Source organism: Streptomyces sp. NPDC058457, from assembly GCF_042720695.1.
Taxonomy (GTDB): domain Bacteria; phylum Actinomycetota; class Actinomycetes; order Streptomycetales; family Streptomycetaceae; genus Streptomyces.
In genome coordinates, this window is record NZ_JBHXLU010000008.1 from 109,224 (window position 1) to 134,468 (window position 25,245).

Sequence of the window (25,245 nt, forward strand, 5' to 3'; positions counted from 1 at the left end):
CCGTTCACGCCTCCGGGGTCACCACCTTGCCCTTCTGCAGCTGGGCGGTGGCGAGGACGGTGCCGACGGGAGAGGTGAGGCGGGCGGCGGAGTACTTGGTGAGGTCGACGGGGACCGCCACGCCCCAGTTGCCGCGTCCGGCGCGCAGGGGGAAGTCGCCGACCCGTGCGGTCGTGCCGTCGGTGCGGGCGAGGAGGCAGGTGACCTTGCCGTTGTAGGGGGTGCCGGGGAGGGCGACGGACACGAAGATCCAGGCGGGGCTGCCGGGGTGGGCGTAGACCTCGCCGACGGGCTCTCCGCCGCCGGCCGGGATCATGTCCCCGACCAGCACGGGCTCGGATTCGACCGCCGGCGCCGAGGCGGTGACGGCTCCCTCTACGGCGCTGCCGATCGCCCAGCCGGCGAAGCCGACGGCGACCGCTGCGGTGGCGGCGACCGCCGCGAGCCGCAGCCGGAGGCGCCGGATCCGGCCGCGCCGGCCCTGGCCGACGCCGGCCGGGCGGGCCCCCTCCGGCCCCGCCGTCTGCTCGGCCAGACTGCGCGCCACCCGGGTCTCGAAGCCGGGCGGCGGGTCGCTCTCCGGCAGCAGGCCGATCAACCGGTCGCCGATCCCGGTGAGTTGGCGCACGTACTCCCGGCAGTCCGCGCACCCGTCCAGGTGGGCGACCGCCTCGGCCCGCTCGCGGCCGGGCAGGACGCCCAGCGCCAGTTCGGCGCCGACCTCGCGCAGCTTCTCGCAGTGCGCGTCACCGGACATGGCCGCCTCCCTTCGGGGTCGCGAACGCGGTGCGGAGTTTCGCCATCGCCGCTCTGATCCGCGTCTTGGCCGTGCCCAGCGGGATCCGTTCCGCGTCGGCGATCTGCTGGGCCGTCATGCCGTAGATGCCGGCCATCATCAGGGCCCGGGCCTGGTCTCGCGGCAGCCGGGCCAGTGCGGCCCTGAGCTGGGTGGAGGCCTCGTCGGCCAGGGCCCACCGTTCGGGGGTCTCGGTGACGGCGTCCAGGAGGGGGTCGAGGTCCTCGGGTGCCATCGGTTCGGTCCGCCGGGCCCGGACGGCGTCGACGGCGAGGTTGTGGGCGATGGTGGTGAGCCAGGTCCCGACCGAGCCGCGGCGCGAGTCGTAGATCTGGGCGTGCCGCCATGCGCGCTCGAACGTCTGCTGGGCGACGTCCTCGGCGAGCTGCTGGTCCCCGGTGACCGCCATGGCGACCCCGAAGACCCGGTGCTGGAATCGCCGTACGAAGATCTCGGCGAGCTCCGGGTCTCCGGTGGCCAGCCCGGACAGCAGAGCCTCGTCCGGGAGGCGGCCGACGGGGAACCGGAATCCCGACACACCCCTGTGTACGTTCGACGGCCGCCAGGGGATTGCCCGCCCGCCTGACCGCTCGCCGCGGAAGATCACACCGCCATTGTCCGTCGGCCGGCCGGGCCCCGCACGCGGGTGCCGGCGGGTGCAGGTGGCCGTCGGCTGCCGTCAGTGGCCGTTCTGGGCCAGGCGCAGCAGATGGTCCGCGAGAGCCTGTCCGCCGGTCGGCTCACGGCTGATGAGCAGCAGTGTGTCGTCCCCGGCGATGGTCCCCAGGATGTCGTGCAGCTCCGCCTGGTCGATCGCCGAGGCGAGGAACTGGGCAGCGCCGGGCGGGGTGCGCAGGACGACCAGGTTCGCCGAGGCCTCCGCGGAGATCAGGAGTTCCTGGGAGAGGCGGCGCATCCGCTCCTCCTTGGCCGACTCCCCCAGCGGGGCGCGGGGCGTGCGGAAGCCCCCCTCGCTCGGCACCGCGTAGATCAGCTCGCCGTCGGTGTTGCGGATCTTCACGGCGTTCAGCTCGTCGAGGTCCCGGGAGAGCGTCGCCTGGGTGACGGTGAGCCCGTCGTCGGCGAGCAGCTTGGCGAGCTGGCTCTGCGAGCGCACCGGCTGCCGGTTGAGGATGTCCACGATCCGGCGGTGCCGGGCGGTCCGGGTCTGCGGCACCGCGGGCCCCGCCCCGCCCGACTGGTCGAACTCCTGCGCCTGGCTCATCGTCGTCTCAATCTCCGGATCATGCTCCGGATCGTCCGTCCCCGCTCGCTGCGTCGAGGATGCCGGGCAGGGCGCTCAGCAGCGCGTCCGCCTCGGCGTCGCGAAGGTTCAGCGGCGGCATCAGCCGTACGACGTCGGGAGCGGGCGCGTTCACCAGGAACCCGGCCTCCTGAGCCGCCTGCTGCACCTGTGCTGCCAGCGGCTCGGTGAGCACGATACCCAGGAGCAGGCCCGCGCCCCGGACATAATCGATCAACCCGTGGCCGAGACCCTCGATTCCGTCCCGCAACCGCTCGCTCTGCCGCTTGACGTTCTCCAGCAACCCCTCGTTCTCGATGGTGTCGAGGACGGCGAGGCCGGCGGCGCAGGCCACCGGGTTGCCGCCGAAGGTGGTGCCGTGGTGGCCGGGCTGGAGGAGCTCGGCGGCCCGGCCGAAGGCCACGGTCGCACCGAGCGGCAGCCCGCCTCCGAGCTGCTTGGCGAGGGTGACGACATCGGGCAGCACGCCCTCGTGGGCCTGGTACGCGAACCAGGTGCCGGTGCGGCCGGTGCCGGTCTGCACCTCGTCGAGGACGAGCAGCGCGCCGGTGGCGGCGGTGATCGCGCGGGCCGCCTTGAGGTAGCCGGGGGGCGGTACGACGACGCCGTTCTCGCCCTGGACGGGCTCGATGATCACCAGGGCGGTGTCCTCGGTGACCGCGGCCGCCAGGGCCTGCGCGTCGCCGTAGGGCACGTGGGTGACGTCGGCGGGCAGCGGGCGGAAGGGGTCCTGCTTGGCGGGCTGTCCGGTGAGCGCGAGGGCGCCCATCGTCCGGCCGTGGAAACCGCCGTCGGTGGCGACCATGTGGGTGCGCCCGGTCAGCCGGCCGATCTTGAAGGCGGCCTCGTTGGCCTCGGCGCCGGAGTTGCAGAAGAAGACCCTGCCGTCCCGGCCGAAGAGCTGGATCAGCCGCTCGGCGAGGGCGACGGTGGGCTCGGCCATGAAGAAGTTGGAGATGTGGCCGAGGGACGCGATCTGCCTGCTGACGGCCTCGACGATCGCCGGGTGGGCGTGGCCGAGCGCGTTGGTGGCGATGCCGCCGACGAAGTCGTGGTACTCGCCGCCCTCGGTGTCCCAGACCTTGACGCCCTCGCCGCGGACCAGGGGCAGCCGCGGGGTGCCGTAGTTGTTCATGAGCGCGCCCTGCCACCGCGCGGTCAGTTCCTGGTTGCTCATGACTCCCCCTCCGCGTCCGGCACGACCATGGTGCCGATGCCTTCGTCCGTGAAGATCTCCAGCAGGATCGAGTGCTGGACCCGGCCGTCGATGACCCGGGCGGTGGTGACGCCGTTGCGTACGGCGTGCAGGCAGCCCTCCATCTTCGGCACCATGCCGGAGCTCAGCTCCGGCAGCAGCTTCTCCAGTTGGGAAGCGGTGAGGCGGCTGATCACCTCGTCGGAGTTCGGCCAGTCCTCGTAGAGGCCCTCGACGTCGGTGAGGACCATGAGGGTTTCGGCGCCCAGAGCAGCAGCGAGTGCCGCAGCCGCCGTATCAGCATTGACGTTGTAGACATGTCCGTCGTCCTCGGAGCGGGCGATGGAGGAGACGACCGGGATCCGGCCGTCGGCGAGCAGTGCCTCGATCGCGCCCGTGTCAATCGCGGTGATCTCGCCGACCCGCCCGATGTCGATCAACTCGCCGTCGATCTCGGGCCGGTGCTTGGTCGCGGTGATGGTGTGCGCGTCCTCGCCGGTCAGCCCGACGGCGAGCGGCCCGTGCTGGTTGAGCAGGTTGACCAGCTCGCGCTGGACCTGCCCGGCGAGCACCATCCGTACGACGTCCATGGCGTCCTCGGTGGTGACCCGCAGCCCGGCCTTGAACTCGCTGACGATGCCGTGCTTTTCCAGCGCGGCGCTGATCTGAGGGCCGCCGCCGTGCACGACGACCGGCTTGAGGCCGGCGTGGTGCAGGAAGACGACGTCCTGGGCGAAGGCGGCCTTCAGGTCCTCGTCGATCATGGCGTTGCCGCCGAACTTGATCACGACCGTCCTGCCGTTGTGCCGGACCAGCCAGGGCAGGGCCTCGATGAGGATCTGCGCCTTGGGCAGCGCGGTGTGCTTACGGGTTGAGGACTTTCGCTCTTCTGAGTGATTGACCGTCATAGCCGACTTTCGGAAGAATTTCGGATCAGCCGCCGGGCGGGCGGTTCTGGCCTGCGGAGGCGGCGTAAGACTTATCCCGGTCTCGTCCGGGGCGAGCTGCCGCCGGTGAAACAGGAACCCTCGTCGGCGACGACGGGGACCCGTGACAACCAAGCGGGCACGTCAAGACGAGTACGCGCTGTTCTCGTGGACATAGTCGGCCGTCAGGTCGTTGGTCCAGATCACCGCAGACTCATTGCCTGCCGCGAGGTCCGCCACGATGTGGACCTCGCGGTAGCGCATGTCGACCTTCTCGCGGTCCTCGCCGACCCCGCCGTTCTTGCACACCCAGACGCCGTTGATGGCGACGTTGAGCTGGTCGGGCTCGAAGGCGGCCCTGGTGGTGCCGATGGCGGAGAGCACACGGCCCCAGTTGGGGTCCTCACCGTGGATGGCGCACTTGAGGAGGTTGTTGCGGGCGATGGAGCGGCCCACCTCGACGGCGTCGTCCTCGGTCGCGGCGTTGATCACCTCGACCTTGATGTCCTTGCTGGCGCCCTCGGCGTCCCGGATCAGCTGCTGGCCGAGGTCGTCGCAGACGGCGCGGACCGCCTCGGCGAACTCCTCGTACCGAGGGGTGACTTCGCAGGCGCCGGAGGCGAGCAGCAGCACGGTGTCGTTGGTGGACATGCAGCCGTCGGAGTCGACGCGGTCGAAGGTCGTACGGGTGGCGGCGCGCAGCGCCTCGTCGAGGGCCTCGCTCTCGACAACCGCGTCCGTGGTGAGGACCACCAGCATGGTGGCGAGGCCGGGGGCGAGCATGCCCGCGCCCTTGGCCATACCGCCGACCGTCCAGCCGTCCTTCGTGACGACCGACGTCTTGTGCACGGTGTCGGTGGTCTTGATGGCGATGGCCGCCTTCTCGCCGCCGTGCTCGCTCAGGGAAGCGGCCGCGGTCTCGATTCCCGGCAGCAGCCTGTCCATGGGCAGGAGCACGCCGATCAGGCCGGTCGAGCAGACGGCGACCTCGATCGCGCCCCGCCCCAGCACCTCGGCTGCCTTCTCGGCGGTCGCATGGGTGTCCTGGAAGCCCTTGGGACCCGTACAGGCGTTGGCGCCGCCGGAGTTGAGGACCACGGCGGAGACCTGGCCGCTCTTGAGGACCTGCTCGGACCACAGCACGGGGGCGGCCTTCACGCGGTTGGAGGTGAAGACGCCCGCGGCGGCACGGCGGGGCCCGGTGTTGACCACGAGGGCCAGGTCCGGGTTGCCGTTCTCCTTGATCCCGGCGGCGATGCCCGCGGCCGTGAATCCCTTCGCTGCCGTCACGCTCACGGCGCAACTCCGATCGTGGTCAGCCCGGTGGACTCGTCGAGCCCGAGGGCGATGTTCATGCTCTGCACGGCACCGCCGGCGGTGCCCTTGGTCAGGTTGTCGATGGCGCTGATCGCGATGATGCGGCCCACGGCCTCGTCGTATGCGACCTGCACCTGAACGGCGTTGGAACCGTGGACGGACGCCGTGGCGGGCCACCGGCCCTCGGGGAGCAGGTGGACGAAGGGCTCGTCGGCGTAGGCCTTCTCGTAGGCGGCGCGCACGGACTCCCCCGTCACCCCGGCCACGGCCTTGGCGCTGCACGTGGCGAGGATGCCCCGGGGCATCGGCGCGAGCGTCGGCGTGAAGGAGACGGCGATCCGCTCCCCCGCCACCGCGCTGAGGTTCTGGATCATCTCGGGGGTGTGCCGGTGGCCGCCGCCGACCCCGTACGGGGACATGGAGCCCATGACCTCGCTGCCCAGCAGGTGCGGCTTGGGTGCCTTGCCCGCGCCGGAGGTGCCGGACGCGGCGACGATCACCGCCTCGGGCTCGGCGATCTGGGCGGCGTAGGCCGGGTAGAGGGCGAGAGAGACGGCGGTGGGGTAGCAACCGGGTACCGCGATGCGCTTGGACCCCTCCAGCGCGGCACGGGCACCCGGCAGTTCGGGGAGGCCGTAGGGCCAGGTGCCGGCGTGCGGGGAGCCGTAGAAGCGCTCCCAGTCGGCCGGGTCCTGCAGGCGGAAGTCGGCGCCCATGTCGACGACGAGGACGTCCGGGCCGAGTTGCTCGGCGACGGCGGCGGACTGCCCGTGCGGAAGCGCGAGGAAGACGACGTCGTGCCCGGCGAGGGCTTCGGAGGTCGTCTCCGCCAGGACGCGGTCGGCCAGCGGGAACAGGTGCGGCTGCAGCGCGCCGAGGCGCTGGCCCGCGTTGGAGTTGCCGGTCAGGGTGCCGATCTCGACCTCGGGGTGCGCGAGGAGCAGCCGCAGGACCTCTCCGCCCGCGTACCCGCTCGCTCCGGCCACCGCCGCACGTACCGCCATGTCCATCCTCCTCCAGATGGCATGACTATACGGTGGCATGCACTTTTATGCAACGCCCACCTCGGCGCCCCGTAAGGGGGGCGCGGGGCCGTATTGAATTTGCGACTACCGCCGCACGGGCGCGACCAGCCACGACGCAGCCGCAGACGACTACGCGGCCTCCACCTTCGGCAGCATCACCCATCGCGACACCACAAAGGTCACCGGAATCGCCGCAGCCGACGCCATCAGCGGAGCGAACTTGCTCGCCCCGTGCAACATGTCGACGATCACGTACACCCCCACCGTGGTGATCACGAAATTCGTCGCGTTGGTCAGCGGAAAGAGCAGGAATTTCCGCCAGGTGGGACGCGTCCGGTAAGTGAACCTGGCATTGAGAAAAAACGAGCCGATCATACTCAGCAGGAATGCGAGAATATGCGCGGCCAGGTACGGCAAATACATCAGAAAAAGCAGGTAAAGGCCGTAGTACGTCGCCGTGTTGACGACACCCACCAGTGCGAAGGTGATGATCTGCCCGGATATCGGGCGGGTGGGTCCGGTGGCGGTCGACAGGGTGGCGTTCGGCATCAGGGGATGAGGTCCTTCGTCGTGCCGCGGGTGCGGTCTTCCGTTCGGTCCACGTTCGTCGCCTTCACCAGGAAGTGCGGACGCCCCTTGACCTCGTAGTAGATCCGGCCGGTGTACTCGCCGATGACCCCGAGCATGATCATCTGTACGCCGGCCAGGGCGGTGACGGCTGTAATGATGGTGACATAGCCGGGCGTCTGTACGCCGTTGATCATCGCGGCGCCCACGATCCACGCCGTGTACGCACCGGCCAGGGCCAGCAGGGTCATGCCGAGGTAGAGCGCGGCGCGCAGCGGGCGGTTGTTGAAGGAGAGCAGCCCGTCGAGGCCGTAGTTGAGCAGGCTGCGGAACGACCAGGAGCTGCTGCCGTGTTCGCGCACCGCGTTCTCGTACTCGAAGGTGGTACTGGGGAAGCCGACCCAGGCGAACAGGCCCTTGGAGAACCGGTTGTACTCGGTGAGGCTCACGACCGCGTCCACCACCCGGCGTGACATCAGCCGGAAGTCGCCTACGCCGTCGACGAGTTCGATGTCGACCATCCGGTTGATGAGCCGGTAGTAGAGGCGGGCGGTGAGGGTGCGGGTGACGCGGTCGCCCTGCCGGGTGCGCCGGGCGATGACCTGGTCGTAGCCCTCGCCGCGCAGTTCGACCATCCGCTTGATGAGGGCCGGCGGGTGCTGGAGGTCGGCGTCCATGACGATCACGGCGTCGCCGCCGGCGTGCTTCAGGCCGGCCAGCAGGGCCGACTCCTTGCCGAAGTTACGGCTGAAGGAGACGTACCGGACCCGCGAGTCGCGGTCGGCGAGCCGGCTGAGGAGGGTCAGGGTGCGGTCGCGGCTGCCGTCGTCGACGTACACGAACTCCATGTCGTGGCCGAGCGGCAGGAGTTCGTCGGCGATCTTCTGGACCTGCTCGTGGAAGCGTTCTATGACGTCTTCCTCGTTGTAACAGGGCGCGACGATCGATATCAGCATGGGTTCTTCCCCCTGGGGACGGGTCAGTGAGCGGTGGTCGTGCGCTCGCCGGAGCGGATGGCGGTTCTACGGCGTACGGCCGAGACGGTGCCGATGAGGATCAGGGCCAGCAGCGAGGTGCCGCCGACGGCGGCGCCCAGGCGCAGACCAGGCGGGTGGAAGGTGCAGGTCAGGCTGGTGGCGGAGGCGCCCAGCGGGACGGCGATCAGGCCGTGGAACTCGCTCGCCGCGACCTCGTGCCCGCCGGCGGAGCAGCGCCAGCCGGCGATCCGCGGGGCGGCCACGACGGCGGTCCCCTTGCTGCCGGCGGGCAGTTCGGCGTGCAGGGTGCCGTCGGAGACGGTCACCTCGGTCGCGCCGGTGGACTTCAAATGCTGTACGGCGGTGCGCAGTCGCGCGGTGTCGAGGCAGCCGACCGCGCCCTGCGCCGGGACGCGGCTGAGCCGGTCGGGCTTGAGCTCGATCCGGACCTGTCCCGCGGCGCGTACCGTGCCGAGCGGCTGCATCGCGGCGATCTTCGTGTTCTCGGCGTCGGACCGGTACAGCTTCTGCTCGCCGCCACTGGCGAGTTGGGCGGTACCGGAGTAATGCGGTGCCCACAGGAAGACCGAACTCCCGGGCCGGCACTGCGCGGTGATCGTCTGCTCCCCGTCGACCAGCAGGCCTCGCGCCGCGTCGCCCCTGCGCACGCCGCTGAGGGTGGTGCGGGGCAGGGTGTAGACGCGTGCGCCGAGCAGGAGTTCCTGGTTGCGGTACGGGGACGGGCCGAAGGCGGCGGGGGTGGAGTGCGCGGCGGTGGGCCGTACCGTCACCAGCGGCGGGACGTCCTCGCGGGTCACGGTGGACGGGCCGCCGCCCTGGGGCAGCCACTTCTGGTGCGGGTCCGGCGGGTTGTGCACCCGGGCGCCCACCGAGAAGATCGCGTCGGTGACGGGGTTGTCGAGGCTCTGCAGGCTGCGGCCGCGCGAGGTCCAGCCGTCGCCGAGCGCGGTGAGGGTGCGGCTGAGGACGTCGGCGGTGAGACTGCTGTAGTACTGGGAGCCCTGGCCGCCGACCATCATGGGGTCGTTGCCGACGGTCTGGTCGCGGCCGGGGTCGGTGCGGTACGCGGGCCAGGCGTCGGCGCTCGCGACCGCGTCCGCCTCCTGCTGCTGGCGGTCGCCCCAGGGCGCGTAGTCGTCCATCTGGCCGAGCCGCATCCGGGTGGCCACGGCCGAGGTGGCGGCGGCCTCGCCGAACTGCGCGCCGATCAGCAGCGCCACGGCCAGGCCGGCCAGCACCGGCCTGCCGTTGCCGAGGCCGAGCAGCGCGAGCCCGCCGAGCGCGCCCGCGACCGCGAGCAGTACCACCGGCCAGGTGTGGTGGCTGTGCTGCTGGGTGAGGGTGCTACGGCTCGCGGCGGCGGCGATCAGGACCAGCAGCACGGCGGCCGCGCCGAGTGCCCGCCGGTCCGGCAGCCCGTGGGCGAGTGCCTGCCAGGCGGCGATGACCAGCAGGGCGCAGAGCACGAAGGCCTGCCGGTAGGAACTGCCGTTCGGGGCGGCGAAGGCGTGCCAGGCCAGGCTGGTCGGCGCCCACTGCAACGACAGGGCCACCACGAGCACCAGCACCGACCAGCCGGCCCGCACCCGGACCGGGACCTTCCGGTGGAAGGGCAGTGCGAGGGCGAGCACCAGCGCGGTGATGCCGACGTAGAGGGCCGGGGAGCTGTAGCTGTACGTGGTGGGCAGCAGCCGGGCGAGCAGGTCCTCGGTCCCGACCGGGGCGAAGTGGCCCTCGCGGCCCGGGTAGGCGTGCTTGGTGCCGGAGTACACGACGATCACCAGCGGCGCGGCCAGGCCGATGCCCAGTCCGACGGTCACCGCGGCCCGGCCGAGCACCGCCGGGGCGCGCCGCCACGGCAGTTCGGCGAGGACCAGCCGGAGCAGCAGCACCAGGGCGGCGCCGAGGGTGGCCATGTAGGCGGTGTAGAAGTTGGCGATCCAGGCGAGCGCCACGATCAGCACCCCGAGCAGCGGGCGCCGGCCGGCCATGACCCATTCGCCGACCAGGCACAGCAGCGGCAGCGCGATCAGGCCGTCGAGCCACATCGGGTTGTAGGAGGCGAGGGCGAGGCTCCAGCCGCACAGGGCGTAGGAGGCGCCCAGCAGGCCGGCCGCCCACCAGCGGCCGCGGCGCAGGCTGAGCAGCAGCCAGGCCATGGCGGCGCCGGCGACCGCCGTCTTCAGCACGGTGATCACGTACACCGCGAGGTCGATCTCGTCGCGCGGGAAGAGGGCCACAAGGAGCGCGAACGGACTGCTCACATAGGTGCCGAGGTCCGGCAGGAAGCCGGAGCCGTAGCCGGACTGCCAGTTGACGAGGAGGCCGCCGTCGGCCCTGCCGTGCAGCAGGTCCCACAGGTGGGCGTGGAAGGGCACGTACTGGTTGCCGAGGTCGTTGACGCCACGGGTGCGGGACCCGAACGGGTAGCTGCCGGCGACCACGTCGGCGGCACAGAACGCCACGGTGGTGAGAAGGGCCGCGAGCAGCGCGGCGGCCGCTCTCGGATCGGCGCTCCGCCATTTCGCGGAACCGGTTTCCCGTTCCTCTTCGCGCCCTGCCGGTTTCGCCCCCTGTTCGCGCCCGGCCAGGGTGGTGCGATTCATTCTGTGCGGCCCCCAGATAAAAAACGGGGGCGTCACTCCCCGCAGGTCGGTGTTTCGCCGACTTAGACGGAGTGAGGTTCCTGATGGTTGTGCCGCGCCTGTGAAGTAATAAGCCGAATTCCGAATCCATGTGCGCTATCGGAAAGAATTCGCGACTTCAGAGGGAACAGAAGATTTCGGGAACATGATTCGGAGGTTAACGAGCCCGTGCGGCGCCCGTGCCGGCGTCGTGGCGGACCGTGTCGCGCACCGCCGCCGGGGCGGGCCGGCGATGGGCGCGTTCGACGGCCTCGCCCCAGTACGTCCCCGTGACGATCAGCGTGGCCCCCAGGACGGAGAGCCCGGTGAGCCGCTCGCCGCCGAGGACGATGCCGACCAGCAGGGCCCACACCGGTTCGGTACCCAGCAGCAGTCCGGCGCGGGTCGCCGAGGTGCGCTGAACCGCCCAGGTCTGGGCGAGGAAGGCGAACAGGCCGCAGAAGAGGGCCAGGTAGAGGAGCTGGGCCCAGGTGACGGCACCCGTCCGGGCGAGCGCCGGCAGCCTGGGGGCCGCGGGCAGCAGGAACAGGGCGGTGCCGACGGCACACTGCACGGCGGTCAGCTGCAGCGGGCGCAGGGCCCGGCCCGCGGTCACCCGGCCGACCAGCACCACATGCCCCGCGCGGACCACGGCCGCCGCGAGCATCAGCAGATCACCGGCTCCGGGGGCGCGGAGCCCGTTGCCGGAGACCAGCAGTCCGACACCGGCCATGCACACCCCGGCGGCGAGGAAGAACCTCCCCGGCAGACCGACCCGGTCCAGGACAGGGGTGAGGACGAGGGTGAGGCTGATGATCAGGCCCGCGTTCCCGGCGCTGGTGTGGGCCACGCCGTACGTCTCCAGGACGAGGACGGCGGCCTGGGTGAGGCCGAGCAGGCAGCCGTAGGCCTTCTCGTCCCGGGTGAGGCCGCCGAACCGGCGCAGCACGGCGGCGCAGGCGAGCGCGGCGACGGCGTAGCGCAGGAAGAGGACGGTCGGGACGGGGAGGGCGTCCGTGGCGGTCTTGGCCGTCAGGTAGCTGGAGCCCCAGACGACGGCGACGGCCAGGAGCACCAGGTCGATGCGGCGGGTGGTCGGCATGCTGTTCACGATCCACGGCCTGCACGTTGAAGTAAACGACGACTTTCTCAACCAACCTTTTAGCGAAGCTACACTCAGCTCGTGGACGAACGGCAGCTGCGGGTCCTGCGGGAGCTGGGCGAACTGGGCAGTGTCACGGCGGTCGCCGAGGCGCTGCGGGTGACGCCCTCGGCGATCTCGCAGCAACTGCGGCTGCTCCAGCGCTCGATCCCGGTCCCGCTCACCGAGCGGGCCGGCCGCCGGCTGGTCCTCACACCGGCCGGGCAGGCCCTGGCGGAGGCGGCGATCGGCGTGGAGACGGCGCTGGCCCGGGCCCGCCACACCATCGACGCGTACGTCGACGAACCCGACGGCACGGTGTCGCTGGCCGCCTTCCACAGCGGAGCCGCCGCGTTCTACCCCTTGCTGCTACGACGGCTGGACCGGCCGGGCTCCCCCCGGCTCACCCTCCACGACGAGGACGTGGCCCAGGCCGACTTCCCGCCCCTGACCCGCGCCTACGACCTGGTCCTGGCCCACCGCCTGGACCACGCCCCGCCCTGGCCCCGGACCGCCACGGCCACCCCGCTGCTGCGCGAGCCGCTCGACATCGCCCTGCCGGCCGGCCACCCGCTGGCCGCGCGGCCCGCCCTGACCGCGCACGATGTCGCCGGGCAGCCCTGGATCACCGTGCACGACGGCTTCCCGCTGCTGGCCACGGTCGAGGCCATCGCGGCGGCAGCCGGGCGCGGGGTCGACATCGTCCACCGCGTCAACGAGATCGCCGTCGTCGCGGAGGTGGTCGCCGCGGGCGGCGGAGTCGCCCTGATGCCCCGCTGGACGTCCCGTCCGCACCCGGGCGTCATCCTCAGACCGCTCAGCGGCATCGAGGCCCACCGCCACATCGACGTACTGCACCGCCCCGAACGCACGGCCCGCAGGGCTGTGCGCACCGTTCTCGGCGAACTCGTCGCGGCCGCGGAGGTCATCCGAAGCCGGGGTCACGGCTGACCGGGATCCCGCATGTCCGGGTGCGCTCCCGCAGCCGCCGCTGCCGGCTTGACCTGGAGTGCGCTCCAGCTCCTAGCGTTCGGGGCGTGACCGTGTCCGATGAGATCCGATGCGAACGGAAGAGCTGACATGAGCGAGAGCAGCACCCGCGACGAGCGTTTCGCCCGCGGCCTCGAGGTCCTGGGCCGGGTCGACGGCGGCACCGGGCAGCGGGTCCTCGACACCCTGGCGGACATCAGTCCCGAGCTGGGCCACCAGGTGGTCGCCTGGGGCTTCGGCGAGATCTACTCCCGGCCCCAGCTCCCGCCCCGGGACCGGCAGCTGGTGACGCTGGGCATGCTCACCGCGCTGGGCGGGTGCGAGCCCCAGCTGGAGGTGCACATCAACTTCTCCCTCAACGCAGGGCTCACCCCCGAGGAGATCGTCGAGGCACTGCTGCACTCCGCCGGGTACTGCGGTTTCCCCAAGGCGCTCAACGCCACCCTGGTCGCCAAGAAGGTCTTCGCCGAGCGCGGGCTGCTGCCGGTCGGCCAGCAGCCCGCGCAGGACGCTAACTCTGCCTGATCCGCAGGAAGGTGACCGAGTCGGCCGGGAAGGTGTACGTGAACCGGTCGGCGACCCCGGTGAAGGTGGACGTGACCGGGGCGACCGCGGTGGTCGTCTCGGTGTTCACCGCGTCGGGCGCCGCCGCCAGCGTGGTCACCCTGGCCTTCCTGGCCACCTTGGCGCCGCCGAGGTCGATCGCCGTACGGGCCGCCGCGGACTGGGCGTTGACGACCTTGACGATCAGGTCGCCGGTCTTCCGGTCCTCGGTGACGACCTGCCGGAACGGCTCGGCCGGCTTGTCGTCGGTGAAGCTGCCCCACTCCCGGCCGTCGAGGGAGAGGGTGACCTGGCGCCCCCGCACCTTGATGTCGACGTCGTAGGCCCGGCCGGTGTCGACCGACCCGGGCTTGGCGATCAGCGTCGACTTGCCGCCGTCGACGGCCTGCTCGACCGCGGTCTGGGTGTTGTTCCAACCGCCGATGTTCCACCAGTAGTAGTTGCCGGTGTCCTTGACGCCGAAGGCGACGAGGAAGCCCTCCTTGCCGGACTTCTTGACGGCCTTCACGTGCAGGTCGTAGTCGTGCCAGGACGGGTCGCCGGCCGTGACCATGGTGTTCTCGGCGGTGTCGGAGGTCTCGACGTACTGCCCGTCCTGCACCGCCCAGCTGCCGCCACCGGTGTGCGTCCACTGCGACGCGTCACCGGAGAAGTCGTCGGTGAGCAGCGTGTTCCCGTCGGCGCCGGTCACCTTGACGTCGTCGTACGCGGCGCTGGTGTTCCAGGTGGACAGGCCGACGGCGCCGGTGATGGGGGCGAGCAGGGAGGGGGTGCCGGTGGCCGTGGAGGGCACGACCCGGTCGCCGACGTTGTTCATGAACAGCTTCTGGACCTCGTAGTTGGCCGAGCCCCAGGAGGCGTGGTTGTTGAACCACACCATGTCCGGGCTCCACTGGACGTAGTCCTCGTTGGCGAACAGCGGCGCGTAGGAGGCCAGTTTCACGACGTCCGCGTTGCGTTCCAGGCCGGTCATGTAGGCGGCCTCGGCGAGACCGTTCTTGAAGCTGTTGCCGCCGGAGGCGTACTCGCCGACGAAGACCTTCGGCCCGCTCCGGTCGTAGGAGTCGTAGCGGTCGTTGTTCTGCAGGAACCACTGCGGGCTGTTGTAGTAGTGCTCGTCGACCATGTCGACCTTGGCGTCCTTGTTGAGTTGCCAGGCCGTGTCGAAGGTCGTACCGGAGTCGTCCGGACCGGAGTTGGAGATCACCTGCATGTAGGGGTACTTCGCCTGGATGGCCGTCCGGAACTGGGTGAAGCGGGCGAAGAACGCGGCGGGCAGGTTCTCCTCGTTGCCGACCTCGATGTGGGTGAGGTGGAAGGGCTTCGGATGGCCCATCCCGGCGCGCAGCCTGCCCCATTTCGAGGTCACCGGGCCGTTGGCGAACTCGATGAGGTCGAGGGTGTCCTGGATGTGCCGCTTGAGCAGCGCATCGTCGTCGACGGCCTGGTTCTGGCCGCAGCCGGTGACCAGAGCCGGCACCACGGGCAGCGGCATGGCACCGACGTCCTCGGCGAAGCGGAAGTACTCGTAGTAGCCGAGGCCGTAACTCTGGTTGTATCCCCAGAAGTTGGCATTGGTGGCGCGGGTCTCGACCGGGCCGACGGTGTCCTTCCACTGGTACGACCGCTTGCGCTGGTAGCCGGAGGCCTCGCTGTAGTCCTGCATCGAGCCGGTGTTGACCAGGCAGCCGCCGGGGAAGCGGACGAAGCCCGGGTGCAGGGCGGCGATCTTCTCGGCGAGGTCCTTGCGCAGGCCGTTGGGCTCGTGCTTGTAGGTGTCGCGCGGGAAGAGGGAGACCATGTCGAGCGCGGCGGCGTCGGCCGTGGCCACGGTGAGGCGGCCGGCGGAACTGGTCCGGGTGGCGGTGAAGGTCGCCTTGTACCGGGCCCAGCCGTTCTTCTTCACGGCCACCTGACGGGCGGTGGCGAGAGCGCCGCCGGAGTCCTGCAACGACACGGTCAGTGCCGTACGGCCCGCGGCGCGGGCCCAGACCGAGAAGTCGTACTTCTTGCCGTCCTCGACGCGGATCCCGGTGTTGTAGCCGGAGTTGGTGACGGCCGAACCGGCGGACAGGGAAAGGTAGTTGCGGTTGCGGGCGTTCAGGCGACCGTCGTCGTCCACGACCTGGGCGCCGCCCGTGACCGTCCAGGCGGTGAGCGGGGTGTACGACTTGTTGTCGTCGGTCGAGTACTCGAAGGACCGGTTCTGGACCAGCTCCGCGTACAGACCGCCGTCGGCAGCGCGGTTGATGTCCTCGAAGAAGACGCCGTACATCGTCTTGTCGATGCCGGCGCCCGGAGTGGCCGGGTCGACGGTGATCGCGTAGTCGGTGACGTCCTCGGCGTGGGCGGGGGCCGGCAGGAGGCCGGCAGCGAGGAGGAAAGCGCTTACTCCAAGGCCGAGTCTCAGCCGGGTGCGCGTGGTGCGTGACATGGATACTCCGCGGCTCGTGAGGAGAATTGCGTCATTCGAAATATCGGACAACGGTCAGCACTTCGAACGGCAAGATAGGTAGAGGGTCATGAGCGCGTCAATGGGGCGGGGGCGACGGGCGGCTCTGCCGAGGGCGGGGGCGGCGTAGGGTTGTGGGCCGACGAAGGGACGACCGTGGGCGAGTTCTGGCCGGTGGCGGACGTACTGGCCCATCTGGCCGGGCGGTGGCGGGTGGACCGGACCGTGCGGGACCTGGCGAGCGGGGACGAGGGCCGCTTCGAGGGGGCCACGGTGTTCCGGCCGCTGGACGGCGGCGGTCTGCTGCACGAGGAGGCGGGGACGTTCACCTGGCAGGGCGTGGCCCGGCCCGCCGAACGCACCCTGCGCTTCCTGCCCGGCCCGCGCCCCGGCACGTCGGACGTACGCTTCGCCGACGACCGCCCCTTCCACGACCTGGACCTGACGTCGGGGCGATACGTCGCCGACCACCCCTGCTCGGCCGACCTCTACCGCGGCGAGTTCACGGTCCACGACGCCGACCACTGGCGCACGGTATGGCGGGTCGGCGGCCCGGCGAAGGACCTGGTTTTGACGACCGACTACGTGCGCGAGCACTGAGGGACGGTTCGGCAGCGCCCCGCAAGGGGCGCGGGGAACTGCGCGACCAGCCACAGCGCGCCGCAGCCGACGACGTCACGGCGCTCCCAGCGGAGCTACCTGCGCGAAGCCTGAGCCGACGCCGTGTCGAAGCGCAGGTTCCAGCGGCCGCCCCGACCTGTCACCGTGGTGGTCGAGAGCGGGCGCACGTCGATGTTCCAGTAGGTGGACGGCGGCGCCTTGAGGGCGTAGACGAGGGCGGCCCGGATCACCGAAGGCTCGGCGACGGCGACGATGCGGCCGCCGTCGTCCACGGGACGGGTGTCGAGCCAGCCGCCGACCCGGGAGATGAACGCCAGCAGCGACTCCCCGCCATGCGGGGTGGCGCGCGGGTCGGTGAGCCAGGCGTCCACCTGGTCCGGCTCCCTCGCCATCGCCTCGCCCAGCGTCAGCCCGCGCCAGCGGCCCATGTCACAGTCGCGCAGGGCGAGCTGGACCAGCGGCGCGTAGCCGAGGACGTCGCCGGTCGCGCGGCTGCGGGGGGTCGGCGAGCAGTAGCGCAGCTCGGCCGCCGCGAGGGGCAGCAGCTCACCGGCGACGCGCTGCACCTCGTCCCAGCCCGCCGTGTCCAGCGGGCGGTCGTCCTCGAAGCGCTCCGCGAGCAGCGGTGAGCTGCGCGCGGCCGCGACGAACGTGACCCGAAGTGGCATGCGGCGATGGTGTGACGCGCATGTGCGCAGGTCAAGGGCGATCGGCCTGTGAGTTGTGGGACGTGGAGGAAATGTTACTCAAAGGTCAGGAGGTGTCCGACAAGTCGGCCGGAATGTCACTCGGGCGACGTGTAGTAGAGCGCCATCCACTGGTCCGGGTGTTCGAGCGGGGCAAATCCGAGCTTCGCGTAGACCCCGTGGGCGTCGTGGGTGGCCAGCAGTACGCGCCGCACGCCGGACGGCCGCAGGTGCTCGCGGACCGCCCCGACCATCGCCGTGCCCACGCCCTTGCCGCGCACCGACGGGTCGACGTACACGTCGCAGAGCCAGGCGAACAGCGCCCCGTCGGTCACCACGCGCGCGTACGCCACCTGCTCACCGGTGACGCTGTCGTAGACCCCGAAGTTGAGCGAGCCCGCCATCGCGCGCTCCTGCTGCTCCGGCGGGCGGCCGGTCGCCCAGTAGGCGTCGGTCGACAGCCAGCGGTGGACGCGCTCGACGTCCACGCGGTCGGTGTCGGCGGAGAACTCGTAGCCCTCGGGGAGGCCTGGTGCGTCGCTCATGCGGGGATCCTCGCCGGTCGGGGCCCAGGCGTCGATCGGATTTCAGGGTCTGGGACGCAGCACCTCGTCGCACGCGGCCCGCAGCCGTCGTACCCCCTCCAGGATCTCCCCCGTCCCGGCGACCGCGGCGAAGCTCAGGCGGACGTGGGCGGCCGGGGGCTCGGCGCTGAAGTACGGGCGGCCGGGGGTGATGGCGACGCCCGCGCGGAGGGCGGCGGCGGTCAGCGTCGCGTCGTCGGTGCCGTCGGGGAGGCGCGGCCAGAGGTGGTAGCCGCCGGAGGGGATGTACGGGAGGACGAGTTCGGGGACGTGGTGGGCGAGGGCGCCGGTGAGTGCGTCCCGGCGGGTCTTCAGCTCGGCCGCGAGGTTGCGCAGGTGGCGGGGCCAGGCCGGGGAGCCGACGAGTTCCAGGGCGGCTTCCTGCAGCGGGCGGGGGACGAAGAAGGTGTCGACGATCTGGATGGCGCGCAGGCGTTCCAGGACCGGGCCGCGGGCGGCCAGGGCGGCCACCCGGAAGCTCGGCGAGGTGGCCTTGGTGAGCGAGCCGACGTGGACGACGACTCCGTCGGGGTCGTCGGCGGCGAGCGGGCGGGGCAGCGGGCCGGCGTCCGCGTGCACCAGTCGTCGTACGAAGTCGTCCTCGATCACGAACGCGCCGGCCTGGCGGGCGATGTGCAGCACCTCGGCGCGGCGGTCGGGGGCGAGGACCGCTCCGGTCGGGTTCTGGAAGAGGGGCTGGCAGACGAAGACCCGGGCGCCGGTGGCCTTGAAGGCGTCGGCGAGGAGGGCGGGCTTCACGCCGTCGGGGTCGACCGGGACCGGGACCGGGCGCAGGCCGGCGGCGCGGGCGATGGCGAGCATGCCGGGGTAGGTGGGCGACTCGACCAGGACCGGGGCGCCGGGCGGGGCGAGCGCGCGCAGGGCGGTGGCCAGGGCGGACTGGCCGCCGGACGCGATCAGTACCTCGGCGGCGGTGACCGTGCCGCCGATGTCCCGCGCGAACCACTCGCGCAGCTCGGGAAGGCCTTCGAGCGGCGGCCGGCCCCAGGTGCCGGGGCGGCGGCCGGCCCGTGCCAGTGCCGCCGCCAGCGCGCGCTCGGGCTCCAGGGAGGCGTGCAGGTAGCCGCCGCTGAGTTCCAGCACGCCGGGCGGCGGGGCGGCGAGGCAGACCGTGACCCCGGAGGCGTCGACGGTGCGCGGGACCACGTCGAGGGCGCCGTCGGCGCTGAGCGCCACCTCCTGCCAGGAGGTGTCCCCGGTGGGCTCGGCCGCGGTGCGCGGCGGGGCCTTGAAGGCACCGGCGCCGGGGCGGGTGACGACCAGCCCCTCCGCGACCAGCTGGGCCAGCGCCCGGGAGACGGTCACCGGACTCACCCGGAACCGCTCGACCAGGGCCCGGCTCGACGGGAGCTTTCCACCAGGCGAGTAGCGGTCGAGATCCCCTCGCAGCCGTTCCGCCAGTTCCAGCACACTGCTACGCTCTTGCATGAGAGCACAGAGTAGCGCTACCAGCCCGACTTCGATAGCGGTCAGCACGCCCGCAGCCGACACCCCGGCCCCTTCCCCGGCCGGCTCCCCGGCCGTCCGCTCCGCCCAGCGGCTCGGCACGCTGCAGGCCGCGCTCGGTGTCGTCGCCTTCTCCCTCACCTTCCCGGCCACTGCCTGGGGCCTGGAGGGCTTCGGGCCGTGGGCGCTGGTGGCGGTGCGCAGTGTGCTCGCGGCGGCCATGGCGGGCGGCTGCCTGCTCTTCCTGCGGGTACGACTGCCCGAGCGCCGGCACTGGGCGGGGCTGGCGGTCGTCGCGGCCGGGGTCGTCCTCGGCTTCCCGATGCTGACCACGCTCGCCCTGCAGACCTCCACCACCTCGCACGCGGCGGTGGTGGTGGGCCTGCTCCCGCTGACCACCGCCCTCTTCTCGGCCCTGCGGATGGGCATCCGTCCCTCCCGCACCTTCTGGGCGGCGGCCCTGGCGGGCGCGGCGGCCGTGCTGGCGTTCACGGTCGCCCAGAGCGGCGGGGCGTTCACGGCCGCCGACGGCTGTCTGCTGGCGGCGCTGGTGGTCTGCGCCGCCGGTTACACCGAGGGCGGCCGGCTGGCCCGGATCATGCCGGGCTGGCAGGTCATCGGCTGGGCGCTGGTGTTCTGTCTGCCGCTGACCGTGCCGGCCGCGGTGGTCGCGCTGTCGTACGAACCGGTCGTCTGGAACGCGCACGGCGTGGCCGGTGTGCTGTGGGTGGCGGCGGGCTCGCAGTTCCTCGGCCTGGTGGTCTGGTACCGGGGCATGGCGGCGGTCGGCATTCCGAAGGCCAGCCAGTTGCAGTTGGCCCAGCCGCTGCTCACACTGGTGTGGTCGGTGCTGCTGCTGGGCGAGCACCTCACCGCGGCCGCTCCACTCACGGCCGCCGCCGTGCTCGTGTGCATCGCCGTCACCCAACGATCGCGATCATGAGGAGGCCCTGGAGATGCGTGCATCCGAGGGCGACCAGCTTGTCCAGCACGGCAGGGTGGTCGGACAGCACGACCAGGTCTCGGAAATCGTCCAGGTACTCGGCCCCGAGGGCAACCCGCCCTACCGGGTCCGTTTCGAGGACGGCCACGAGGCCATCATGTCCCCCGGTCCCGACTGTCAGGTCAGGCACCGGGAGACCCACCGGCAGAAGTAGCCCGCGACGAGACGAGGTGATCGCCGGCCGCTCGCGGTCAGCCCGGCGGAAGCGCGGGCTGCTGGTAGTGGTCGGCGACCACCCGTGACAGAGCCCCGATCGGATCGGCGGCCACGTCCTTGGCCGCGAAGTAGACATGCCCGCCGACCTGCGGGTACTGGTCGGCCAGAGTGAGATGCCGGGACAGCTCGGCCGGGTTCTGCCAGGCCGAGGGGGCGTCGGCGGCCCCTGCCTGGTAGAGCGCCTCCCCGATGTACAGCGCGGTCCCCGACCCCTTGGCCACCCCCGCCCACCAGTCGACCACCTTGGCGTAGTCCGCGGCGGAGTTGCCGATCTGCCAGTACACCTGCGGGACGATGTAGTCGATCCAGTTGTTCTGCACCCACTTCCGGGTGTCCGCGTAGAGGTCGTCGTACGTCTCGACGCCCGCCTTGGTGTCCGAACCCCGGGAGTCGGTGGTGGCGTTGCGCCACACCGCGAACGGGCTGATCCCGAAGCGGGTGCCGGGCCGCAGCTTCTTCACCCCGTCGGCGATCTCGGTCACCAGTTTGTCGATGTTGTCCCGCCGCCAGGCCGCCCGCGACGAGAAGTCGCCGCCGTGGGCGTCGTACGCGGCGTCGTCGTCGAAGGTCTGGCCGGCCACCGGGTACGGGTAGAAGTAGTCGTCGAAGTGGACCGCGTCCACGGGATACCTGGCGACCGCGTCGAGGACCGCCTGCTCCACGAAGGTGCGGACGGCCGGGATGCCCGGGTTGTAGTAGAGCTTCCCGCCGTACGGCACCACCCAGTCCGGGTGCTTGCGGGCCGGGTGCGAGGCGACCAGCTTGCCCGGGTCGGTGTTGTTGGCGATCCGGTACGGGTTGAACCACGCGTGCAGGTGCAGGCCCCGGGCGTGCGCCTCCTCGACGGCGGTGCCCAGCGGGTCCCAGCCGGGGTCTTTGCCCTGGGTACCGGTGAGGTACTGCGACCAGGGCTCGTACGGCGAGGGCCAGAACGCGTCGGCGGTGGGCCGCACCTGGAACATCACGGTGTTGAGCCGGTAGTGGACCGCCTTGTCGAGGAAGGCGGTCAGCTCCTTGCGCTGGTCCGCTGCCGACAGCCCGGTACGGGAGGGCCAGTCCCGGTTGGAGACGGTCGCCAGCCACATGCCGCGCATCTCGGTGGCCGCCCGGCGGGGCCGCCCCGACGGCCCGGCCGGGGCCGGTGCGGCCGACGCGCCCGGTGCCGCCGACGCCACCAGGGACAGCGCCGCCAGCGCGAACGCCCTGCGAGACACTCGTGCCATCGTAAGACCCTCTCACTCTCCGGATCCGCTCGATCACGGATCGCCTCCGCGGCACAGGATGCCCCCACCCGGACGATCGATCATCGATACTTACGGGTAACGTGCACGAACGGAGCAGGCGCCGGATCCGGAGGCCTGCGGGCCGCCCGTAGATCAGCGAAGGGGACGATGTGACCGACATCGAGAAGGTCGGAGTCGTGGGCTGCGGCCAGATGGGAGCGGGCATCGCCGAGGTCGTCGCCCGCGCCGGTCTGGACGTGCGGGTCGCCGAGACCACCGGCGAGGCCCTGGAGTTCGGCCGCACCCGGCTGCACAACTCCCTGGCCAAGGCCGCCGAGCGCGGGAAGATCTCGGCGGAGGAGCGGGACGCCACGCTGGCCCGGCTGAGCTTCACCACGGACCTCGGCGAGTTCGCCGACCGCGACCTGGTGATCGAGGCCGTCGTCGAGAACGAGCAGGTGAAGACGGAGATCTTCCAGGTGCTCGACCAGGTGATGACCCGCCCGGACGCGATCCTGGCCTCCAACACCTCCTCGATCCCGCTGGTGAAGCTGGCCGTCGCCACCTCCCGCCCCGACCACGTCGTCGGCATCCACTTCTTCAACCCGGCCCCGGTGCAGAAGCTGGTCGAGCTGATCCCCGCGCTCACCACCTCCGAGGGCACCATCAGCCGCGCCCAGGCCTTCGCCGAGAAGGTGCTCGGCAAGCACGCGATCCGCGCCCAGGACCGCTCCGGCTTCGTGGTCAACGCGCTGCTGGTGCCGTACCTGCTGTCGTCCATCCGGATGTTCGAGTCCGGCATCGCGAGCCGCGAGGACATCGACAACGGCATGGAGCTGGGCTGCGCCCACCCGATGGGCCCGCTGAAGCTGTCCGACCTGATCGGCCTGGACACCATCGTCTCCATCGCGAACAGCATGTACGCCGAGTACAAGGAGCCGTTGTACGCCGCTCCCCCGCTGCTCCAGCGCATGGTCGAGGCGGGCCGGCTGGGCCGGAAGACCGGCTCGGGCTTCTACACCTACGGCTGAGCACACCCCGCCGGTCACAGGGAGCGATGTACCACGGGCCCAGCACCGTCACCGGTGCCGGGCCCGCGTGTTTCACACACCGTGTGCACCAGGGGCACGCATATGCCCTTCGCACACTCTCCCCACGCGCTCACCAGGCGAGTTCACTCTTCATGCGCATGTAAAGGGATGCGGAACAACACCCTCGATCACGCAAAGGAGTGGACCGTGACCGCCGAACCGGAGCATCCCGTGGTCCAAGGAGAACTCGCAGAGTTACGCCGTCGCCTCGATGTGGCCTACGCCCAGGTCGAGGGAGGGCTGAACCTGCTCAGTCACCGGACCAAGGAGACCGCCAAGGAACTGGACGAGCTCAACACCCGCCTGGCCTCACTGGAACACGCCCGCTGGCCCCTGCCCTCCATCGCCGCGCTCACCGCACTGGGCGCCCTCGTCGTCACGGTCTGGCAGGCACTGGCCCACTAGTCGTCAGTGAGCCTCATGTGATGCAACAGGAGTAATGCGGCCGCCATGTTGGCGGCCGGGACCTCCCCGCGGGCGATCATGTCCGGGACCAGCTTGAGAGGGACCCACTCCCGGCGGTCCGATTCGAAGTCGTCCACGGGGTGTCCGACGTACTCGCCCTCGTCGGACCAGTAGATGTGGTGCCGGGCGTCGGTGAGGCCGTTGGACGGCTCCACGGTCATGAGATGGTGCAGGGTCCCCGGCCGCCAGCCGGTCTCCTCCTCCAGTTCCCTGGCGGCCGCGACGGCGATGTCCTCGCCGTCCTCGACGACTCCCGCCGCGAGTTCCCAGCCCCAGCTGTCGGTGATGAAACGGTGGCGCCACAGGAGGAGGACCTCGCCCGCCTCGTTGACCACCGTCGCCACGGCCACGGGCCGCAGCCGTATCAGGAAGTGGTCGAGGTGCCGGCCGTCCGGCAGCTCGACATCTGCGAGATTGACGCTGAACCAGCGGTTTTCATACACAGTTTGTTCGTTCTGTTTCGTCCACTGCACGGTTCTGCCACCTTCCGCCGAGTAAGTGGCAATATCGCAGCAGCGGCTTTGAAGGCCTACCGCGCCTAGAGCGGTACGCGCAGTGCGCCGTCGATCAGTTCGGCGGCCTCGGCGGTTCCGGAACCGCCGCTGCGCACCAGGTGCTCGCGTACCGCGCGGAGTCTGTCGCGCAGGCGCTGGGACTCCATCCCGCGGGCCTGCTCGGCCATCTGCACGGCCATGGCCACCGCGTTGTCGGCGTTTCCCTGGCGCAGTTCGATGGTGCTCAGCATGGCGAGCCGGTGCACCCGGCCCCGGTCGTGGGCGGGGTTGTCGACGGCGGCCGCGGCATGCTCGCGGGCGGCGGCGAGCTCGCCGAGGCTGAGCAGCGCCTCGGCCACCTGCACATTGACCAGGCCGGGCTGGACATAGCCGGTCTCGTCGGGTTCGTGGCCCCGCCGGATGCGTTCGGCGGCCGTCTCGGCCCGCCGGATGCAGGACAGCGCGCTCGTGCCGTCGCCGAGGTGGGCGTACGCCTTGGCCTGCATCGCGTAGAGGTCGGAGGCGAGGGCGGGGGTGATGTGCTTGCCGGCGGTGCGCAGCGCGGCCTCCGCGAAGGCGACGGCCTGCCGGAACTCCCGCATGAACAGCGACTGGTTGACGAGCAGCGCGATGACGTAGGCGCCGAGTCCCCGGTCCCCGCTGGCCTTGGCGAGGCGCAGCGCCTGGTGGAAGTAGCGCTGGGCGAGCCCGTGCGCGTCCGAGTCGTATGCGCAGATACCGGCGATCGCCACCAACCCGCCGGTGGCGCGGTGAAGTTGACGGCCCGTGGCATCCGTGTAGCTGCCGCGCAGCAGCGGTGCCGCCTCGGCGTTGAGGAAGCCGATGATCCGGGTGCGGGTGGCCATGCCGCCGGCCTTGCGGTACATCTGTTCGTAGTGCGCCCGGGCGGCACGCAGCATCTCCAGGTCGGCCGGGGTGACCCGGTGCCGCCCGCCGCGCGAGACGTCGACGTCCTCGGGCGGGTTCTCCCACTCCCACACCGGCATCACTGCGGGCGTGCCGGTGACGGCGGGGGCGCCGAGTATGTGCGGGCGCTGCTGTTCGTCGGAGCGCCACAGGGCGGTGGCCCGCTCCACGAAACCGGAGAGCGAGGTGGCGTGCGGGACGCTGGGCTCGCCGGGGACGCCGAGCCCGATGTCGTCGAGGGTGACCTGGCGGTGCAGCCGGGCGGCGAGCACCTCGCAGATCAGGTCCGGCACCTGACCGCGCGGCCGCTGGCCCTTCAACCACCGCGCCACGGCGGTGTGTTCGTAGCGCAGCGAGAGTCCACGGACCCGGCCCGCCTGGTTGACATGGGCGGCTAGACCGGCGTGCGAGATCCCCGCCTCGTCCAGGATCGCGTCGAGCAGAGAGTTGGGCTGCATGGATGCCCCCCGAGTGGCCTGGTGCCGTCAGCGTAGTGCGGTTGCGTTCACACGGGGTGTGAACGAAGTGCGCGCATCCGTAGCGTGCGCGCACTGTCGCGGAGAGTGTCGGACCGGTTGACTTAACTGCCTCGCAAGAGGCAGGCCGGGC

25 protein-coding genes are annotated in these 25,245 nt (G+C 71.2%); 7 read left to right on the forward strand and 18 right to left on the reverse strand.

Translation table 11 applies throughout. From position 1 onward, the window contains the following. Positions 1–4 precede the first annotated feature (4 nt). From ACFWPS_RS09565 to ACFWPS_RS09615, 11 genes are all read right to left on the reverse strand, one after another. Positions 5–757: a zf-HC2 domain-containing protein gene (locus ACFWPS_RS09565; protein ID WP_383702816.1), complete on the reverse strand. Its 753-nt coding sequence runs from the start codon at positions 755–757 to the stop codon at positions 5–7. After that, the gene (locus ACFWPS_RS09570; RefSeq protein ID WP_383702818.1) at positions 747–1,334 is read right to left on the reverse strand and encodes an RNA polymerase sigma factor; all 588 of its coding nucleotides are present in this window, start codon (positions 1,332–1,334) and stop codon (positions 747–749) included. Before ACFWPS_RS09570 ends, ACFWPS_RS09565 begins: the two co-directional genes overlap by 11 nt. Before the next feature lie 141 nt (positions 1,335–1,475). Next, positions 1,476–2,021 (reverse strand): arginine repressor, encoded by a 546-nt coding sequence (locus ACFWPS_RS09575; protein WP_189264716.1) that lies wholly within the window; start codon positions 2,019–2,021, stop codon positions 1,476–1,478. A gap of 19 nt (positions 2,022–2,040) precedes the next feature. Further along, entirely contained in the window at positions 2,041–3,237 is a 1,197-nt protein-coding gene (locus ACFWPS_RS09580) for an acetylornithine transaminase (RefSeq protein ID WP_383702820.1), read from the reverse strand. Next, positions 3,234–4,163, reverse strand: a complete 930-nt coding sequence (gene argB / locus ACFWPS_RS09585) for an acetylglutamate kinase (RefSeq protein ID WP_383702822.1) — start codon at positions 4,161–4,163, stop codon at positions 3,234–3,236. The genes ACFWPS_RS09580 and argB overlap by 4 nt, the downstream gene beginning before the upstream one ends. Positions 4,164–4,325: 162 nt before the next feature. Then, positions 4,326–5,477: a bifunctional glutamate N-acetyltransferase/amino-acid acetyltransferase ArgJ gene (argJ, locus tag ACFWPS_RS09590; RefSeq protein ID WP_383702824.1), complete on the reverse strand. Its 1,152-nt coding sequence runs from the start codon at positions 5,475–5,477 to the stop codon at positions 4,326–4,328. Continuing rightward, positions 5,474–6,502 carry an N-acetyl-gamma-glutamyl-phosphate reductase gene (argC, locus tag ACFWPS_RS09595; protein ID WP_383702826.1) on the reverse strand — a complete coding sequence of 343 codons (1,029 nt, stop codon included), beginning with the start codon at positions 6,500–6,502 and terminating at the stop codon, positions 5,474–5,476. Before argC ends, argJ begins: the two co-directional genes overlap by 4 nt. A gap of 150 nt (positions 6,503–6,652) precedes the next feature. Continuing rightward, positions 6,653–7,072 carry a GtrA family protein gene (locus ACFWPS_RS09600; RefSeq protein WP_383702828.1) on the reverse strand — a complete coding sequence of 140 codons (420 nt, stop codon included), beginning with the start codon at positions 7,070–7,072 and terminating at the stop codon, positions 6,653–6,655. Continuing rightward, positions 7,072–8,046 (reverse strand): glycosyltransferase family 2 protein, encoded by a 975-nt coding sequence (locus tag ACFWPS_RS09605; protein ID WP_383702830.1) that lies wholly within the window; start codon positions 8,044–8,046, stop codon positions 7,072–7,074. The genes ACFWPS_RS09600 and ACFWPS_RS09605 overlap by 1 nt, the downstream gene beginning before the upstream one ends. 23 nt (positions 8,047–8,069) lie before the next feature. Beyond that, complete coding sequence (locus ACFWPS_RS09610) at positions 8,070–10,694, reverse strand: YfhO family protein (RefSeq protein ID WP_383702832.1); 2,625 nt, start codon at positions 10,692–10,694, stop codon at positions 8,070–8,072. A 196-nt stretch (positions 10,695–10,890) separates the two neighbouring features. After that, positions 10,891–11,814, reverse strand: coding sequence for a DMT family transporter (locus ACFWPS_RS09615; protein ID WP_383702834.1), 924 nt, complete (start codon positions 11,812–11,814; stop codon positions 10,891–10,893). Positions 11,815–11,895: 81 nt separating this feature from the next. Here ACFWPS_RS09615 and ACFWPS_RS09620 point away from each other — a divergent pair, with 81 nt between their 5' ends. Together ACFWPS_RS09620 and ACFWPS_RS09625 are read left to right on the forward strand one after the other, a co-directional pair. Continuing rightward, positions 11,896–12,804, forward strand: coding sequence for a LysR family transcriptional regulator (locus ACFWPS_RS09620; protein WP_383702837.1), 909 nt, complete (start codon positions 11,896–11,898; stop codon positions 12,802–12,804). Positions 12,805–12,933: 129 nt separating this feature from the next. Next, on the forward strand, positions 12,934–13,368 hold the full coding sequence (locus ACFWPS_RS09625) for a carboxymuconolactone decarboxylase family protein (RefSeq protein WP_383702839.1): 435 nt from the start codon (positions 12,934–12,936) through the stop codon (positions 13,366–13,368). Here the strand turns inward: ACFWPS_RS09625 and ACFWPS_RS09630 are convergent. Next, on the reverse strand, positions 13,355–15,841 hold the full coding sequence (locus tag ACFWPS_RS09630; RefSeq protein ID WP_383702841.1) for an alpha-L-arabinofuranosidase C-terminal domain-containing protein: 2,487 nt from the start codon (positions 15,839–15,841) through the stop codon (positions 13,355–13,357). The genes ACFWPS_RS09625 and ACFWPS_RS09630 overlap by 14 nt on opposite strands. A gap of 174 nt (positions 15,842–16,015) precedes the next feature. Between ACFWPS_RS09630 and ACFWPS_RS09635 the strand changes: the two genes are divergently transcribed. Then, positions 16,016–16,459: a DUF6314 family protein gene (locus ACFWPS_RS09635; RefSeq protein ID WP_383702843.1), complete on the forward strand. Its 444-nt coding sequence runs from the start codon at positions 16,016–16,018 to the stop codon at positions 16,457–16,459. 95 nt (positions 16,460–16,554) lie between these two features. On the opposite strand, the gene ACFWPS_RS09640 is transcribed toward ACFWPS_RS09635, so the two are convergent. The 3 genes from ACFWPS_RS09640 to ACFWPS_RS09650 all read right to left on the reverse strand — a co-directional run bounded on the left by ACFWPS_RS09640 (position 16,555) and on the right by ACFWPS_RS09650 (position 19,199). Further along, on the reverse strand, positions 16,555–17,148 hold the full coding sequence (locus ACFWPS_RS09640) for a histidine phosphatase family protein (RefSeq protein WP_383702844.1): 594 nt from the start codon (positions 17,146–17,148) through the stop codon (positions 16,555–16,557). Between the two features lie 116 nt (positions 17,149–17,264). Continuing rightward, a complete protein-coding gene (locus tag ACFWPS_RS09645) occupies positions 17,265–17,711 on the reverse strand; it encodes a GNAT family N-acetyltransferase (protein WP_383702846.1) in 447 nt (148 codons plus the stop codon). Between the two features lie 42 nt (positions 17,712–17,753). Then, positions 17,754–19,199, reverse strand: coding sequence for a PLP-dependent aminotransferase family protein (locus ACFWPS_RS09650; protein ID WP_383702848.1), 1,446 nt, complete (start codon positions 19,197–19,199; stop codon positions 17,754–17,756). Between ACFWPS_RS09650 and ACFWPS_RS09655 the strand changes: the two genes are divergently transcribed. Beyond that, the gene (locus ACFWPS_RS09655; RefSeq protein ID WP_383702850.1) at positions 19,198–20,160 is read left to right on the forward strand and encodes a DMT family transporter; all 963 of its coding nucleotides are present in this window, start codon (positions 19,198–19,200) and stop codon (positions 20,158–20,160) included. The two genes, ACFWPS_RS09650 and ACFWPS_RS09655, sit on opposite strands and share 2 nt — an antisense overlap. A 13-nt stretch (positions 20,161–20,173) precedes the next feature. Further along, positions 20,174–20,374, forward strand: a complete 201-nt coding sequence (locus ACFWPS_RS09660; protein WP_217550412.1) for a DUF1918 domain-containing protein — start codon at positions 20,174–20,176, stop codon at positions 20,372–20,374. A 37-nt stretch (positions 20,375–20,411) separates the two neighbouring features. On the opposite strand, the gene ACFWPS_RS09665 is transcribed toward ACFWPS_RS09660, so the two are convergent. Then, positions 20,412–21,659 carry a glycoside hydrolase family 10 protein gene (locus tag ACFWPS_RS09665; RefSeq protein WP_383702852.1) on the reverse strand — a complete coding sequence of 416 codons (1,248 nt, stop codon included), beginning with the start codon at positions 21,657–21,659 and terminating at the stop codon, positions 20,412–20,414. A 170-nt stretch (positions 21,660–21,829) separates the two neighbouring features. Between ACFWPS_RS09665 and ACFWPS_RS09670 the strand changes: the two genes are divergently transcribed. Both ACFWPS_RS09670 and ACFWPS_RS09675 read left to right on the forward strand, forming a co-directional pair. After that, positions 21,830–22,690, forward strand: a complete 861-nt coding sequence (locus ACFWPS_RS09670) for a 3-hydroxybutyryl-CoA dehydrogenase (RefSeq protein ID WP_383702854.1) — start codon at positions 21,830–21,832, stop codon at positions 22,688–22,690. 207 nt (positions 22,691–22,897) lie between these two features. Beyond that, positions 22,898–23,155, forward strand: a complete 258-nt coding sequence (locus tag ACFWPS_RS09675) for a hypothetical protein (RefSeq protein WP_189264734.1) — start codon at positions 22,898–22,900, stop codon at positions 23,153–23,155. On the opposite strand, the gene ACFWPS_RS09680 is transcribed toward ACFWPS_RS09675, so the two are convergent. Continuing rightward, the gene (locus tag ACFWPS_RS09680) at positions 23,152–23,688 is read right to left on the reverse strand and encodes an NUDIX hydrolase (protein ID WP_217550406.1); all 537 of its coding nucleotides are present in this window, start codon (positions 23,686–23,688) and stop codon (positions 23,152–23,154) included. The two genes, ACFWPS_RS09675 and ACFWPS_RS09680, sit on opposite strands and share 4 nt — an antisense overlap. A 65-nt stretch (positions 23,689–23,753) precedes the next feature. Beyond that, on the reverse strand, positions 23,754–25,094 hold the full coding sequence (locus ACFWPS_RS09685; protein ID WP_383702856.1) for a transcriptional regulator: 1,341 nt from the start codon (positions 25,092–25,094) through the stop codon (positions 23,754–23,756). Positions 25,095–25,245 lie beyond the last annotated feature (151 nt).

Coding starts and splice junctions, on each gene's coding strand:
- ACFWPS_RS09615 (WP_383702834.1), bottom strand. CDS start 11,814: ATGCCGACCACCCGCCGCATCGACCTGGTGCTCCTGGCCGTCGCCGTC.
- ACFWPS_RS09580 (WP_383702820.1), bottom strand. CDS start 3,237: ATGAGCAACCAGGAACTGACCGCGCGGTGGCAGGGCGCGCTCATGAAC.
- ACFWPS_RS09665 (WP_383702852.1), bottom strand. CDS start 21,659: ATGGCACGAGTGTCTCGCAGGGCGTTCGCGCTGGCGGCGCTGTCCCTG.
- ACFWPS_RS09600 (WP_383702828.1), bottom strand. CDS start 7,072: ATGCCGAACGCCACCCTGTCGACCGCCACCGGACCCACCCGCCCGATA.
- ACFWPS_RS09660 (WP_217550412.1), top strand. CDS start 20,174: ATGCGTGCATCCGAGGGCGACCAGCTTGTCCAGCACGGCAGGGTGGTC.
- ACFWPS_RS09605 (WP_383702830.1), bottom strand. CDS start 8,046: ATGCTGATATCGATCGTCGCGCCCTGTTACAACGAGGAAGACGTCATA.
- ACFWPS_RS09630 (WP_383702841.1), bottom strand. CDS start 15,841: ATGTCACGCACCACGCGCACCCGGCTGAGACTCGGCCTTGGAGTAAGC.
- ACFWPS_RS09565 (WP_383702816.1), bottom strand. CDS start 757: ATGTCCGGTGACGCGCACTGCGAGAAGCTGCGCGAGGTCGGCGCCGAA.
- ACFWPS_RS09575 (WP_189264716.1), bottom strand. CDS start 2,021: ATGAGCCAGGCGCAGGAGTTCGACCAGTCGGGCGGGGCGGGGCCCGCG.
- ACFWPS_RS09610 (WP_383702832.1), bottom strand. CDS start 10,694: ATGAATCGCACCACCCTGGCCGGGCGCGAACAGGGGGCGAAACCGGCA.
- ACFWPS_RS09645 (WP_383702846.1), bottom strand. CDS start 17,711: ATGAGCGACGCACCAGGCCTCCCCGAGGGCTACGAGTTCTCCGCCGAC.
- argC (WP_383702826.1), bottom strand. CDS start 6,502: ATGGCGGTACGTGCGGCGGTGGCCGGAGCGAGCGGGTACGCGGGCGGA.
- argB (WP_383702822.1), bottom strand. CDS start 4,163: ATGACGGTCAATCACTCAGAAGAGCGAAAGTCCTCAACCCGTAAGCAC.
- ACFWPS_RS09625 (WP_383702839.1), top strand. CDS start 12,934: ATGAGCGAGAGCAGCACCCGCGACGAGCGTTTCGCCCGCGGCCTCGAG.
- ACFWPS_RS09650 (WP_383702848.1), bottom strand. CDS start 19,199: ATGCAAGAGCGTAGCAGTGTGCTGGAACTGGCGGAACGGCTGCGAGGG.
- ACFWPS_RS09655 (WP_383702850.1), top strand. CDS start 19,198: ATGAGAGCACAGAGTAGCGCTACCAGCCCGACTTCGATAGCGGTCAGC.
- ACFWPS_RS09640 (WP_383702844.1), bottom strand. CDS start 17,148: ATGCCACTTCGGGTCACGTTCGTCGCGGCCGCGCGCAGCTCACCGCTG.
- ACFWPS_RS09685 (WP_383702856.1), bottom strand. CDS start 25,094: ATGCAGCCCAACTCTCTGCTCGACGCGATCCTGGACGAGGCGGGGATC.